At 70.9% G+C, this 14118-nt stretch carries 14 protein-coding genes; 10 read left to right on the top strand and 4 right to left on the bottom strand.

Annotated elements, in window-relative coordinates; all coding sequences use genetic code 11:
• The first annotated feature begins 134 nt into the window (after positions 1-134).
• From HHX35_RS05100 to HHX35_RS05120, 5 genes are all read left to right on the top strand, one after another.
• Positions 135-1715, top strand: a complete 1581-nt coding sequence (locus HHX35_RS05100) for a PP2C family protein-serine/threonine phosphatase (protein ID WP_182897840.1) — start codon at positions 135-137, stop codon at positions 1713-1715.
• Positions 1715-2098, top strand: a complete 384-nt coding sequence (locus HHX35_RS05105; protein ID WP_182897841.1) for an STAS domain-containing protein — start codon at positions 1715-1717, stop codon at positions 2096-2098. Before HHX35_RS05100 ends, HHX35_RS05105 begins: the two co-directional genes overlap by 1 nt.
• Positions 2099-2224: 126 nt before the next feature.
• Positions 2225-2701, top strand: a complete 477-nt coding sequence (locus HHX35_RS05110) for a hypothetical protein (protein WP_182897842.1) — start codon at positions 2225-2227, stop codon at positions 2699-2701.
• A complete protein-coding gene (locus tag HHX35_RS05115) occupies positions 2698-3873 on the top strand; it encodes a zinc-dependent alcohol dehydrogenase (protein ID WP_182897843.1) in 1176 nt (391 codons plus the stop codon). Before HHX35_RS05110 ends, HHX35_RS05115 begins: the two co-directional genes overlap by 4 nt.
• Before the next feature lie 447 nt (positions 3874-4320).
• Positions 4321-6597 carry an ATP-binding domain-containing protein gene (locus tag HHX35_RS05120; RefSeq protein WP_182897844.1) on the top strand — a complete coding sequence of 759 codons (2277 nt, stop codon included), beginning with the start codon at positions 4321-4323 and terminating at the stop codon, positions 6595-6597.
• Between the two features lie 224 nt (positions 6598-6821).
• Here HHX35_RS05120 and HHX35_RS05125 read toward each other — a convergent pair whose 3' ends face one another.
• Positions 6822-7256 carry a hypothetical protein gene (locus tag HHX35_RS05125; RefSeq protein WP_156101932.1) on the bottom strand — a complete coding sequence of 145 codons (435 nt, stop codon included), beginning with the start codon at positions 7254-7256 and terminating at the stop codon, positions 6822-6824.
• Positions 7257-7462: 206 nt separating this feature from the next.
• Here HHX35_RS05125 and HHX35_RS05130 point away from each other — a divergent pair, with 206 nt between their 5' ends.
• Positions 7463-7996: a peptidylprolyl isomerase gene (locus tag HHX35_RS05130; protein WP_182897845.1), complete on the top strand. Its 534-nt coding sequence runs from the start codon at positions 7463-7465 to the stop codon at positions 7994-7996.
• 122 nt (positions 7997-8118) lie between these two features.
• On the top strand, positions 8119-8982 hold the full coding sequence (locus HHX35_RS05135; RefSeq protein ID WP_041952916.1) for a rhomboid family intramembrane serine protease: 864 nt from the start codon (positions 8119-8121) through the stop codon (positions 8980-8982).
• Here the strand turns inward: HHX35_RS05135 and HHX35_RS05140 are convergent.
• Entirely contained in the window at positions 8975-9688 is a 714-nt protein-coding gene (locus tag HHX35_RS05140) for a TetR/AcrR family transcriptional regulator (protein WP_182897846.1), read from the bottom strand. The two genes, HHX35_RS05135 and HHX35_RS05140, sit on opposite strands and share 8 nt — an antisense overlap.
• A 113-nt stretch (positions 9689-9801) precedes the next feature.
• Here HHX35_RS05140 and HHX35_RS05145 point away from each other — a divergent pair, with 113 nt between their 5' ends.
• A complete protein-coding gene (locus tag HHX35_RS05145) occupies positions 9802-10536 on the top strand; it encodes an SDR family oxidoreductase (protein WP_182897847.1) in 735 nt (244 codons plus the stop codon).
• 65 nt (positions 10537-10601) lie between these two features.
• The gene (locus tag HHX35_RS05150) at positions 10602-10808 is read left to right on the top strand and encodes a 4-oxalocrotonate tautomerase family protein (RefSeq protein ID WP_041952913.1); all 207 of its coding nucleotides are present in this window, start codon (positions 10602-10604) and stop codon (positions 10806-10808) included.
• A 143-nt stretch (positions 10809-10951) separates the two neighbouring features.
• On the opposite strand, the gene HHX35_RS05155 is transcribed toward HHX35_RS05150, so the two are convergent.
• The gene (locus HHX35_RS05155) at positions 10952-11197 is read right to left on the bottom strand and encodes a cell division protein CrgA (RefSeq protein WP_041952912.1); all 246 of its coding nucleotides are present in this window, start codon (positions 11195-11197) and stop codon (positions 10952-10954) included.
• 195 nt (positions 11198-11392) lie between these two features.
• On the opposite strand from HHX35_RS05155, the gene HHX35_RS05160 reads away from it, so the two are divergent.
• Entirely contained in the window at positions 11393-11971 is a 579-nt protein-coding gene (locus HHX35_RS05160; RefSeq protein ID WP_041952911.1) for an aminodeoxychorismate/anthranilate synthase component II, read from the top strand.
• Between the two features lie 202 nt (positions 11972-12173).
• Here HHX35_RS05160 and pknB read toward each other — a convergent pair whose 3' ends face one another.
• Positions 12174-14090: a Stk1 family PASTA domain-containing Ser/Thr kinase gene (pknB, locus tag HHX35_RS05165; protein WP_182897848.1), complete on the bottom strand. Its 1917-nt coding sequence runs from the start codon at positions 14088-14090 to the stop codon at positions 12174-12176.
• Positions 14091-14118 lie beyond the last annotated feature (28 nt).

The following is a 14118-nucleotide window of genomic DNA, read 5'->3' on the forward strand; positions in this document are numbered from 1 at the left end:
GGAAGGCGTGGGGAGAGCAAGGGCATCCCGTGCCTATCCTGAAGGGCGGAGGGTAGCCTCATCGGGAAGGCAAGAGCGATCCTCCCGAAAGTCCGCTCTTGTGGATGCCTCGCGGAAGGTGGCCGGCGGATTCAATGAGTGGAGGTGATCGCATCCTGCGGCTTACTCCTGTGAGCGGCCCCTCTCTCGACGGGGGCGAATCGTCCCCCGAAGCGGTGGCCGGGCTGGTGCAGGCCATGCTCGATGCGATCGCGATCCAGGGCGTCTGGCTGGTGCCCATCCGCGACCAGGCCGGAGCGATCCGCGACTTCGAGGTGTGCGCGGCCAGTCCCGAGGCCAGGGACGTCCATGACAGGACCGGCAAGGAGCTCGTCGGCCTGCGCACGCTCGAGGCGTATTCGGGCGTCGCCGGCTCCCCCCTGTGGGACGCATATCTCCGCGTCATGGAGACCGGGGAACCCGAGGACGTCGATCCCTACGTGCACCGGGAAGACGGGGGCGGCGTGCCTCGTCTGTCGACCTACGGTGTCCGCCTCGCCCGGCTGCAGGGCGGCCTTCTCGTCTCCTGGGTGCTCCACGACAGGGAGGAGCGATTGGCGGCCCGGCTGCTCCACACCGAGCGCCTGGGCCACCTCGGATGGGGACACTGGAGCCTGATCACCGGCGAGGCCGAGTGGTCCGACCAGCTCTACGTCATCCACGGACGGGACCCGGCAGAGGGACCGTTCGGGCTGGAGTACTACCGCGAGATCGCCCACCCCGACGACGTCCCGGTCGTCGAGCACGCGCTCACGACGCTGAGCGGCAGCGGCGGGCCGCACGAGTTCGACATCCGCATTCGCGTCGGTGACGAGTACCGGCACATCAGGGTGACGGCCGAGGTCAGCCGGGACGCGAACGGGCGGCCCGTCGAGATCCACGGTGTCGTGCAGGACGTGACCGACTGGCGCAGGACCGCGGACGAGCTCGCCGAGGTCACCCAGCGGCTGGAGGAGGAGTCGCAGCTCACCGCGCGGCTGCAGAGCATCATCCTGCCGATGCAGGACTCGGTGCCCGGGCTGCAGCTCGGCGTGCGCTACTTCCCTGCCGAGACGGCGCCGCTGGGCGGCGACTGGTACCAGGCCATCCACCTCGACCACGGGGAGGCGCTGCTGGCCGTGGGCGATGTCGCCGGGCACGGCCTGGCCGCCGCCTCCGCCATGGCCAAGCTGCGGCACGCGATCACCGGGCTGGCCTTCGCCGACCACGATCCGGCGCAGATCCTCGTGGCGCTGAACCGGCTGCTCCGGCGGATGCGGCCCGACGTGCTCGCGACGTCGGTCGTGGCCCGCTACCGCACCAAGGACCGCACGCTGAGGTGGACCCACGCGGGCCACCCGCCGATGCTGCTAGTCAGGGGGACCAAGGTGCACCGGCTGCTGCACCCCGGCGTGCTGCTCGGCGTCTTCGAGGACGTGAGCTACAGCTGTGCCGAGATGCGGCTGGAGCCGGACGATCTACTCCTCATGTTCACCGACGGTCTCATCGAACGCCCAGGCCGGGACCTGTTCGAGGGCCTCGACATCCTCAGCGCGGCGATCGCCGAGACCGTGCCGAAGGTGCCACCGCAGGATCGGGTGGCGGCGGTCATGGAGACCCTGGCCCCGAGTAACACCGGCGACGACACCTGCATCCTGGTCGCGCGCATCCTGCCGAACTCCTTGGAAGTGTCCTGATGTCTGATCTTCACAACATCTCGACAGCCCAGACCACGTTCGCCGCCGAGAGCAGCGGAAACATGGGAGTGCTGACGGTGCGGGGGACGCTCGACTTCACCACGCACGAACCGGCCACCGAGTTCTTCGACAAGGCGTTCGCCCAGTTCGGGCCGCACCTCGTGGTGAACCTGCTCGAACTGGACTTCCTCGATTCCAGAGCGACGGGGCTGCTGGTCACCTGCTGGAAGCGCGCGCTGGACGAGGGAGGCTGGCTGGGACTCGTCGCGGTCGAGCACGGCGCGGCCCGCGCGTTGTGGATCACCGGGCTGGCGTCGCACGTCCCGGTCTTCCCCACCGTCGCGGACGCCCTCTCCGCCGCGCCGTCTCCCGACGCCGAATAGCCCGCGGGCCGTCGTCCCGAGACCGTCACCTGGCGTCCAACTCCTCCTCACGTGCCAGCCGCGGGCGGATAGAGCCCATGAGCGGGGGTAGCACCCGAGGAAGTGGGCCGTGGAGGGGGCGAAGCCATGAAACGTCTCGTTGCCGGAGCGGCGGCGCTCGCGGCTGCCGGCCTGGGGGTGGCGCGATGGGCGGCCGCGCGTGGCCGGGTGCCGGCCGCGGCGAAGGACCCGCTGGAATCCAGCCGCTGGCTGGGCGTCACCGTCAATCGGCCGCCGGACGAGGTCGCGCCGGCCGGGCACCTGCCCGAGCCGCTGGCCCAGGTGGACGCCGAGGTGCGGATGAACCGGGCGCCCGGCGATCGGGGCACGGAGATCTACGCACGGCCGAGGGAGCACCGGGCCGGCGCCGACGGCGTCCTCGCCCGGCTGCGGGGTGAGGATCCCCGCACGGAGATCCGTACGGCGCTGCGCGAGACGAAGTCCCTGCTGGAGACCGGCGACGTGCTGCGCTCGGACGAGGAGATCGCGACGACCCGGCCGACCCTGCCGGGCAAGGTCCTGGACATGGCGCTGGGACGCGCCTCCGAAGGGGGGCGGCTGTGAAGGCGCTGTGCTGGCAGGGCGTGAACGAACTGTCGGTCGAGCAGGTGCCCGACCCCGTGATCCTCAACGCCCAGGACGCGATCGTGAAGGTGACGGCGAGCACCACCTGCGGTTCCGACCTCCACCTGCTCGGCGGCTACATCCCGGCCATGCGGGCCGGTGACGTCATCGGGCACGAGTTCATCGGCGAGATCGTCGACGTCGGCCCCGAGGTGAGCCGGCACCGGCCGGGCGACCGGGTGGTGGTCTGCTCGATCATCGGATGCGGCCGTTGCTGGGCCTGCCGTCACGACGAGTGGTCGCTGTGCGAGAACAGCAACCCCAACCCGGGCGTCACGGACCTGATGTGGGGCGGCACGACCGCCGGCATCTTCGGCTACTCCCACGCGATGGGCGGCTTCCGGGGCAGCCACGCCGAGTACATCCGGGTTCCCTTCGTGGACTACAACGCGTTCACCGTTCCCGAGGGCGTCTCGGACCTCGACGCCCTGTTCGCCTCCGACGCGGCCCCGACGGGCTGGATGGGCGCCGAGCTCGGCGGCGTACGGCCAGGAGACGTGGTCGCGGTGTGGGGGTGCGGCGCGGTCGGCCAGATGGCGGCCAGGGCCGCCATGCTTCTCGGCGCCGAGCGGGTCGTCGCGATCGACCGCTACCCGGAACGGCTGGCAATGACCGCCCGGCACGTCGGCTGCGAGGTGATCGACTACACGAGCACCGACGTCACCGCCGAGCTGCGCGAGCGCACCGGCGGCCGGGGCCCGGACGTGTGTGTCGAGGCCGTCGGCATGGAGGCCGACAGCACCGGGATCCAGCGCGTCTACGACGGCGTCAAGCAGCAGCTGCGCCTGGAGCAGGACCGCCCGATCGCGGTGCGGGAGGCGATCCACGCCTGCCGCAAGGGCGGCTCGGTGTTCGTGCTGGGGGTCTTCGCCGGCTTCGTGGACAAGTTCCCGCTCGGCGCGCTGATGAACAAGGGCCTCACACTGCGCGGTGCGCAGCAGCACGGCCAGCGGTACATCCCGAAGCTCCTCGACCGCATCGCGAAGGGCGACCTGAAGACCTCCTACCTCGCGACGCACACGATGACGCTCGACGAGGGGCCCAAGGGCTACGACATGTTCAAGCACAAGAAGGACGGCTGCGTCCGCGCCGTCTTCCGCCCCTGGGCCTGACCTGTGGGAGTGCGCCCGCCGCCCCCGTGAGGAGGCGGCGGGCCGGTGATCTCAGCGTACGGCCGGGGCGGCCAGCCGTTCCGCCTCGTGGTGCAGTGCCTCGATGAGGACGAGCTCCAGGCGGAGCTTGTCGTCCACGAGGCTCTCGAGGACGTCCATCCGGGCCTCCTTGTTTCCAAAGACGTCCCGCGGCGCGCGACGGTTGACCATGGCGCGATGCGAATCCGGACGGAATGTGGCGATGCGTCCCGCCGATCGCGCCGTACGCCGGTTACCCAGGACGGACGCGACATCACTCACATGAGTCACAGAAGTCGTTAAAAACAAAAATCCACCCCGGAGCGGAGTGGACGGAGGCGTGCTGCACCACAGAGGCGCGATGCCGTATAGTGAGAGATTCCCGATTATCTGAAAGTCAGACGCTCTCACTAGGAGTTTATCACAGGGATGGGTGACCGTCAATCCGACTCCGCTCGCGCCGAGGCCCTGCGGATCGAGCAGTCTCATGTCTCCATGGTGTACGGCCGCCTCGACATCGCCCGCGAACGGGCCGAGCGCTGCATGCGGGAAGTCCTGGCCCGCGGCGGCGCGGGAACCCGGCAGGCCGTCGTGGAGCGGGAGGTGGCGGCGGCCGAGCACGCCCGCCGCCTCGCGCAACTGTCGGCCGTCGAACGCGGCCTGTGCTTCGGCCGCATCGACGACGCCGGGGGCGAGAGCCTCTACATCGGCCGCATCGGGCTGCGCGACGACGACCACACCTCCGTGCTCGTCGACTGGCGGGCCCCCGCCGCCCGGCCCTTCTACGTCGCCACCCCCGGCGACCCGGGCACCCTCGTACGCCGCCGGCACCTGCACACGCGGCACCGCGATGTCGTGGGCATCGACGACGAGGTCTTCGACCTCGACCGGATGGCCGAAGGAGACCGCCGTACGCTCGTCGGCGAGGCCGCGCTGCTCGCGGCGCTGCGCCGCGGGCGCACCGGACGCATGGGCGAGGTCGTCGCCACCATCCAACGCGAGCAGGACCGGGTGATCCGCTCCGGCCTGGCGGGGGCGCTCGTCGTGCAGGGCGGGCCGGGCACGGGCAAGACCGTCGCCGCCCTGCACCGGGCGGCGTACCTGCTCTACACCCACCGCGACACGCTGGAGCGGCGCGGCGTGCTCGTCGTCGGCCCCAACGCGACGTTCTCCCGCTACATCAGCCAGGTGCTGCCCGCGCTGGGCGAGACGCAGGTGGTGCTGACGAGCATGGGCGGGCTCCACCCCGGGGTGCGGGCCACAGCCGAGGACGAGCCGGCCGTCGCCGTCGTCAAGGGCGACCCGCGCATGGCCGGGGTGGTCGAGGAGGCGGTCCGCGACCGCGAGCGGGTGCCCGAGGGCGACCTGGAGGTGAAGATCCCCGTCCGCACGTCGGTGCGCGGCGGCGTGGAGGTCGTGGTCGAGGAGATGGCGCTGCGGGTGGACCACGCCACCTGCCTGCGGGCCCGCGACCGCGCCCGCGGCCTGCGGCGGCAGCACAACATCGCCCGCTGGACGTTCGTGGACCGAATGCTGCGGGCGCTCGCGCGGGACGAGGCGGCACAGCTCGACCGGCCGCTTGAGGACGGCGACCTGCGGTACGCCGCCACGACCCTGTGGGAGCACCGGCCGGTGCGCGACGCGCTCGACGCCCTGTGGCCGGAGATCACCCCCGAGCGGCTCGTCCGTGAACTCCTGTCGGACGAGGAGCGGCTGCGCACGGCGGCCGGGCCCTACCTGACGGAGGAGGAGCGGGCGCTCCTGTTGCGGCCTCGCGAGGCGCCGTGGACGGTCGGCGACGTCCCCCTGCTGGACGAGGCCGCCGAACTGCTCGGCGAGTACGACTACGGAGCGGGGGCCAGGCGGCGTCGCGCGGAGGACGAGCGCCGCGAGGAGGAACTGTACGCGCGAGAGGTCCTGACCATCACCGACGTCGACCCGGTGCTCGACGCGACCCTGCTGGCCGGCCGCAACCGCGACGACGGGCCGTACGTGACGACGGCCGACCGGGCCGGCCGCGACCGCACCTGGGCGTACGGGCACGTGATCGTGGACGAGGCGCAGGAGCTGTCGGCGATGGCCTGGCGGACGGTGATGCGGCGGGTGCCGGCTCGCTCCCTGACGGTCGTCGGCGACATCGCCCAGACCGGCTCGGCGGCGGGCGCGCGGTCGTGGGGCGAGATGCTCGACCCGTACGTGAAGGGACGCTGGCGGGAGGAGCGCCTGCTGGTCAACTACCGGACACCGGCCGAGATCATGGAGGTCGCGGCCGACGTGCTGCGCGCCGTGGCGCCCGGGGAGGAGCCGCCCGAGTCGGTCCGGTTCGGCGGCGCCCGCCCCCGCGCCGTGCCCGCCGACGGCACCGACCTGCGGCAGCTCGTGGAGTCGGAGCTGCGCGAGATCGGGGAGGGGCGGGTCGGCGTCGTCACGCCGGACGCCCGGCACGCGGAGGTCGCCGCGCTGTTCCCCGAGGCCGTCGATCCCCTGGACAGCCCGGTGGCCGTCCTCACCGTGCGCGGCTCGAAGGGCCTGGAGTTCGACGCCGTGGTGGTCGTGGATCCCGAGAGCATCCTGCGTCAGTCGCCGAAGGGCGGCCAGGACCTGTACGTCGCCATCACCCGGGCGACCCGGCGGCTCACCGTGGTCCACGAGGACCGTCTCCCCGCCGTACTGCACCGCCTGGAAACCCCTCAAATGCCCGGATGAGCGAAGCGGGAGACACCGAGCGAGCCTGAGGGGCGCGCCGCCGGTCTGGACTGAGGAGCGAGTGGGGAGCGAGGGACGAGCGACTCCGAGCGACGAAGGACTGTGCCCCTGGCGCGCCTCCGGCACGACCCGGCGGATATCAGCGCCCCGATGAGCGAAGCGGGCGACACAGTACGGCCGGCGTTGGGGGAACGCCGGCCGTACTGGTGGCTGTGAGGGACGTACTAGGACATTTTTCCCGAGATCTCGTCGGCGGCCTTGTCGGCCTTCTCGCCGACTTCCCCGGCCTTGTCTCCGACCCACTTGCTGGCGTCGGAGCCGGTGTGCCGCATGCTCTCCCGCATCGTCTCGGTCCAGCGCTGGGCGTTGTTGCGGTACATCGCCACACCCACCGCGCCGATCGCGACGCCGCCCAGCAACGCGACGACCGGCCAGCGCCTGCGGGTCTTCCTGGCGCTGCTCACGTCGATCCGGCGGGCCAGCTCGGTCAGGAACGCGCTCACGATCGGAGCGATCTGCTCCTCGACCGACTGCGCCGCCTGGTCGAGCTTCGGCGCCGCCCAGATCCTGGCGTCCTCGATCCGATGGCTGGCGAGATCCCGTGCGGTCTCCGCCACAGGACTCATCCGGCCGCCGGCCTTCGTCGCCTGTTCTCTCATCCTGCTCAGCCACGTTTGCGGGATGACCACTTCAGCGCGGCGCCTTCTGTTCATTGTCAGGGACACGATCAACCTCCCCAATCGACGGGGCCCCGGAACGACCCCTTCCCGGATGGTCGTGGCTCAATCACGAGCGGTGCTTGAAGGCATGCTCGATACCCTGTTCACCGGACAACTAACACGAGCTACCAAAGGGGGCGGCCCTCGTGGCTGACAACCTCATCGCGAATCTGCGCACGAACCACGGCACGATCCGCGTGCAGCTTTTCCCCAACAAGGCGCCGAAGACCGTGCGCAACTTCGTCGAACTCGCCGAGGGCACCCGGGAGTGGACCCACCCGGAGACCGGCGAGAAGCAGACGAACGCCAAGCTCTACGACGGCACGATCTTCCACCGCGTCATCAACGGCTTCATGATCCAGGGCGGCGACCCGCTCGGGCAGGGCGTCGGCGGCCCCGGCTACAGCTTCGACGACGAGATCCACCCCGAGAACCAGTTCAACCGGCCCTACCTGCTCGCCATGGCGAACGCGGGCAAGCGGTTCGGCAAGGGCACCAACGGCTCCCAGTTCTTCATCACGATGAGCCCGCAGCCGCACCTCAACCAGGGGCACACGATCTTCGGTGAGGTGATCGAGGGCACCGAGGTGGTCGACGCGATCGGCAAGACCGCCACCGGCCGCAACGACCGGCCGGTGAACGACGTGGTCCTCGAAGAGGTCACCATCGAGCGGTCCTGACGCCGCCCCTTCCGACGCTCCGGAGACGCCTCGGCCGCGCGAACACGCGGCCGGGGCGTTTCCGGCTTATAGGCTGGCTGGTGGATGCGCCCCCGCACAGGGACCCGCCCAGGAAGGACCCCATGACCTCCCAGCCTCCGCCGCCCCCGCAGCCGGGGGCGCAAGCCGTGCCCACCTGCTACCGGCACCCCGAGCGCGAGACCTACGTCCGCTGCCAGCGCTGCGAGCGCCCGATCTGCCCCGACTGCATGCGTGAGGCGGCGGTCGGCCACCAGTGCCCCGAGTGCGTCCGCGAGGGCAGTCGCGAGGTGCGGCAGGCCCAGGCGACCTTCGGCGGTGCCGCCGTGGCCACGCCCCGCGTCACGTGGACCCTGCTGATCCTCAACGTGCTCGCGTACGGGGCCGAGGTCCTGCGGCCCGACGAGGTCGTCCAGCGGTTCGCGATGTGGTCACTCGGGGTCCACATGGGCGAGTGGTGGCGGCTGATCACCAGTGCCTTCCTGCACTCCCCGCCGCCGTCGTTCTGGCACATCCTGTTCAACATGTGGGCGCTCTACGCCCTCGGCCCCGAGCTGGAGCGCAGGCTCGGCGCCGGCCGGTTCGCCGCGCTCTACCTGCTGTCGGCGCTGGGCGGCTCGGTCGCCATCTACCTGTTCGGCACGTCGGCCGTCGGCGCCTCCGGCGCCATCTACGGCCTGTTCGGCGCGTTGTTCGTCGTCGCCCGCAGACTCGGCTACGACGCCCGCGGCGCTCTCTGGCTGATCGGCATCAACGTGGTGCTCACGTTCGTCGTGCCGGGCATCAGCTGGCAGGGCCATCTCGGCGGGCTCGTGACCGGCACGGTCCTCGCCGCCGGCTTCGCCTACGCTCCGCCGCGCAACCGCACCCTCGTACAGGCCGGCGTCGCCGCCGCGGTGCTGGTGGCGCTGGTCCTGCTCGTCACCATGCTCCCGCCGTACGGCCTGATGGAGGGCGCCTTCACCTGACGCCCCCCGCGCCGGGCTGCGTGATGCGGTCGAGCCAGCGCCGGAGCAGGGCGGTCTCGACCGGCTCGAGGGCGTCGGTGCCGGCGAGGTCGAGCTGCGCGCGCAGGCGCAGCGCGGCCTCGTGGAGGGGATCGGCGTCCTCCCGCACGGTCGCCTCGGTCAGCACGTGCGCGAACACGGCGTCGCGCATGCGGTGGGACAGTGCCGGGTCGTCGAAGAGCTCCGGACTGGCGATGTGGTCGAGCGCGGCCCCGACGCTCGCGGACAGGATCAGCCGGGCGGCGAGCGGCGGCTCCACCCTCAGCGCGCCGATCGCCGCGCACCGTACGAGCGTCGCCTCCAGCAGTTCGAACACCCGGTCGCGAGCCGTGGACCGGGACCACGGCCGAGGCGTGAACATGAGCTGGTAGAGGGCCTGGTTCTCCCGGGCGAACGCCATGTGGCCGTCCCAGCCGGCCCGGAGGTCGGCCACCGGGTCGGTCGTCCGCTCCTGCGCGGCCTTGAGCGCGGCGTAGCGCTCGTACCCGTGGTCGGCGACGGCGTCGAGGAGCCCTCGCTTGTCGCCGAACAGCCGGTAGAGCACGGGCTGGGTCACGCCGACCGCTTCACAGACCGCCCGCGTGGCGATGTCGTTGTCCGTGGACGTCGCCAGTTGCTTCTCTGCGGCCTCGATCATCGCCGCGCGTAGGGTGTCCGCACCTGCCATGTAACCAATGATACGAAACTCCGCTAGCGCCGATACGCACATCGTGCTAACGTCTGTCTCGTAACGTCGATACGGACAAGTCGTATCGACGATATAATCAAGGGGGTTCTCCAATGAGTGATCAACGCGTTGCCGTCGTCACCGGCGGCTCCCGCGGGATCGGCCGGGCGGTCGCGACGACGCTGGCCGCGCGCGGCTTCGCCGTCGTCGTGGGATACCAGGGGGCGGCCTCGGCAGCGGCCGAGGTGGTCGACGCCGTCACGTCGGCCGGTGGCCGGGCGATCGCGGCGCAGGCCGACGTCGCGGACGAGAACGCGGTCGCGGCGATGTTCGAGACGGCGGAGAAGCAGTTCGGCGGGGTCGACGTCGTCGTCAACTCGGCGGGGCGCCTGTCGCTGTCCCCGATCGCCGACCTCGACCTCGACGACCTGGACGCCCTGCACCGCACCAACATCCGCGGCACCTTCGTCATGGCGCGGGAGGCCGCGCGCCGCGTGCGCGACGGCGGGACGATCATCGCGCTGTCCACGTCCATCGTGGGCCTGCAACTGCCCACCTACGGGGCGTACGCCGCCAGCAAGGGCGCCGTCGAGGCGATGACGCTCGTGCTCGCCCGCGAACTGCGGGGGCGGGACATCACGGTCAACGCGGTCGCGCCCGGCCCGACCGCCACGGAGCTGTTCCTCGACGGCAAGGACGAGGCCACAATCGAGCGGATGGCCAAGCAGCCCCCGCTCGAACGACTCGGCACCCCCGAGGACATCGCGGAGGTCGTCGCCTTCCTGGCGAGCCCCGCGGGGCACTGGATCAACGGGCAGGTCGTGCGCGCCAACGGCGGCATCGTCTGACCCCGCCGCACTCCTCCGCCACATTCCGGCCCGGAAACGCCCGAAACAATCCGAAAGGAACGACCATGCCGTTCGCCAACCTCAAGGTGCCCGCCGACACCCTGACCCCCGAGTCCAAGAAGAAGCTCATCGACGCCGTCACCGACGCCTACGCCGACGTGTACGGCGAGCGGGCCCGGGCGACCACCCTGGTCCTTCTCGAAGAGGTGCCGGACGGCGGCTGGGGCCTCGGCGGGAACGTCCTCACCGCCGAGATGCTCGGCCGAAGCTGACCCTCCTCGCGGCAGGGCCGGGCAATTCGTCGCCCGGCCCTAACCCGGCCCGAACCCGGCGCCGACCCGGCCGGGGGGCCGCTCGGCGCCTGCTGCCCACAGGCTGTGGATAAAGGCTGTGGAAAGAATCTAAAGAAAGCAGCCTAACGCCACTTCGTCGAGAGTACGACGCCGACGATGATGAGCCCGAAACCGATCAGCAGGTTCCAGTTCGCCAGGCTGGAGATGCCGGGAACGCTCGGCGCGATGTAGTAGATCGCGATCCAGGCGATACCGATGATCCAGCAGACCACCATGACGGGGGCGAGCCAACGGGGGCTGACCTTCACCGTCTGCGACTTCTGCGGCGGCGTGTAAACGGCCTTCTTGCGGGTCTTCGACTTGGGCACGGGAGCTTCTCCTGGTGGGTACCCGCGCGGTCGTGCGGGCTGGTGTCAATAGCGTAATCGCTGTGGCGGTGAAGTCCCGAGCAAGGATAGTCTGCGCGGACCCCACCGGGCGATCCCCCATGCGGGATTGCCGTACGCTGAAAGTCCGATTTCCGCTCGGCACACCCAGCCACCCCGGTGAAGCGGGAGACACCTATGAGCCCGATCCGGGTGCTCGTGGTCGACAATCACGACAGCTTCGTGCACACGATCGTGCAGTATCTGCGCGGTCTGGGCGCGGACTGCGACGTACGGCCGCGCGACCACGTCGCCGTGGGCGACGCCGACGGCTTCGACGCCGTGCTCGTGTCACCGGGGCCCGGCACGCCGGAGGCCGCCGGGGTGTCGGTGTCCCTCGTACGGCACTGCGCCGAGCGCGGCCTGCCGCTGCTCGGGGTCTGCCTCGGCCACCAGGCCATCGCCGTGGCGTACGGGGCCGCGGTGGACCGCGCGCCCGAGCTCATGCACGGCCGCACCAGCCTGATCTCCCACGACGGGCGGGGCGTGTTCCGGGAGCTCCCGTCGCCGGTCACGATGACGCGCTACCACTCGCTCGCCGTGGTCCCCGGCACCGTGCCGGACGCGCTGGAGGTGACGGCCACCACCCCGGACGGCGTCATCATGGGCCTGCGCCACCGCGACGCCCCCATCGAGGGCGTGCAGTTCCACCCCGAGTCGGTCGTGTCCGAGCACGGCCATCGGCTGCTCGGAAATTGGCTCGCGCAGATCGTGTAACGCTTTCCGCTCTCGTTACGACTAGAAGAGTGAGGGCTTCCGCCATTGCCCCCGAGTGGCGGAAGCCCTTCTTCATGTCCTGCGTCGTTCGTCCGGCGGGCTGGAGGCCGGCGCGTGCTGTCGCGGCCGGGCCGGCCGGAGCGCCGATGAAACGCCGACGGCGGCCACCGCCTCGCGGTGACCGCCGTCGCTCATCTCGTAACTAGTTTCCGAACGGGTTGTCGCCGCCCTCCCCGGGCGGCCCGATCTGCACGCCGCCGCCGTCCCCGCCGTCTCCGCCGCCGTCACCACCGTCTCCGGTGCCGTCACCGCCACCGTCTCCAGTGCCGTCCGTCGGCGTGTCGGTGGGCTCGCCGGTCGGCTGCTGCTGCTGCGACGGGCCGCTGGAGACCGTCAGCGTGATGGTGGTGCCGGGGTTGAGCTTCGCCCCCGACTGCGGCGACTGGTCGATCACGTTGCCCTGCGGCACCACGTCGCTCGGCTGCTCCGAGGTCTTGACCTTGAAGCCGGCGCCCTTCAGCGTCTGGGTCGCGTCCTCGAGTGTGAGGCCGACGACGCTCGGGACCTCCGTCATGTCCTTGGGCACGTACAGCCGGACCAGGGCGCCCTTCTCGACCTTCTCGCCGCCCTTGGGGCTGCTGTCGAAGACCTTGCCCTGCTCCTTGGTGGAGGCCTTCGGCACGATGCTGACCTTCAGCTCCAGCGCCTCCAGTTCGGCCCTGGCCTCCTCCGGCGTCTTGCCGATCAGGTCCTCGGGGACGATGACCTTCTCCTCGCCCTTGGACACGACGACGGTGACCGTGGCCCCGCGGTCGGTCTGCTCGCCCCCGGCGGGGTCGGTGCTCACGACGGCACCCTTGGGGACGTCGCTGTTGTACTCCTCCGGTCCGAAGGCGACCTTGAATCCGGCCGCCTGCAGCGCCTGCTCGGCCGCCGCCTTCGTCTGGTTCGTCACCCGCGGCACCTCGACCTTGTCGGCCGTGGAGGAGCCGCCGGACCCGAGGAAGGCGTAACCGACACCGATCATGGCGCCGATCACCACCAGCGGGATCAGGATCCACAGGGTGGTCTTCAGCGCGGTGTTGCCGCCGCCGCTGCGCCGTCGCCCGTCGTACCGGCCGCCGCCGCGCTCCTCCTGGGCGTACTCGTAGTCGGGGATGGCGCGGGTGTTCTGCGTCATGGGGGCGCCGCCCGCGGTGGTCATCGTCCGCGTGCGGTCCGCCGTGCCGTACCCGTTGTACTGCTGGGTGGCCATCGCCATCGTCTGCGGGTCGACCGGCATGCCCGACAGGGCCCGCTGGATGTCGCCGCGCATCTCCGTGGCGCTCTGGTAGCGGTGGAGCGGGTCCTTGGCCATCGCCTTGAGCACGATCGCGTCGGCCCACTGCGGGATCTCGGGGTCGATCCGCGACGGCGGGATCGGGTCCTCCCGCACGTGCTGGTAGGCGATCGCCACGGGTGAGTCGCCGGTGAAGGGCGGCTGGCCGGTGAGCAGTTCGTACAGCACACAGCCGGTCGAGTAGATGTCGCTGCGGGCGTCCACGCGCTCGCCGCGGGCCTGCTCGGGGGACAGGTACTGCGCGGTGCCGATCACCTGCGCCGTCTGGGTCATCGTGGCGGCGGAGTCGGCCATGGCCCGGGCGATGCCGAAGTCCATGACCTTGACCTCGCCGTTGACCGTCAACATGATGTTGGCCGGCTTGATGTCCCGGTGGACGATGCCGCCCCGGTGGCTGTAGTCCAGCGCTCGCAGGATGCCGTCCACCAGCTCCATGGCCCGCTCGGGCAGCAGCCGCCGGTCGGCGCGCAGCAGGTCGCGCAGCGTCCGCCCGTCGACGAACTCCATCACGATGTACGGCACGGGCGTGCCGTCCATCATGTCCTCGCCGGTGTCGTACACGGCGATGATCGACGGATGGTTGAGCGAGGCGGCGGACTGCGCCTCACGCCGGAAGCGCGCCTGGAACGTGTGGTCCCTGGCGAGGTCGGAGCGGAGCGTCTTGATGGCGACGACACGGTCCAGCCGGATGTCCCGGGCGCGATACACCTCGGCCATGCCGCCACGCCCAACGACGCCGTCCAGCTCGTAGCGTCCGCCGAGAAGTCGTGGCTGAGTCATTTCCTGCACTGTCCCTTGCCGTTCATCG

It is taken from the genome of Microbispora sp. H10830 (assembly GCF_014161375.1).
In the GTDB taxonomy this organism is placed as follows: Bacteria; Actinomycetota; Actinomycetes; order Streptosporangiales; family Streptosporangiaceae; genus Microbispora; species Microbispora catharanthi.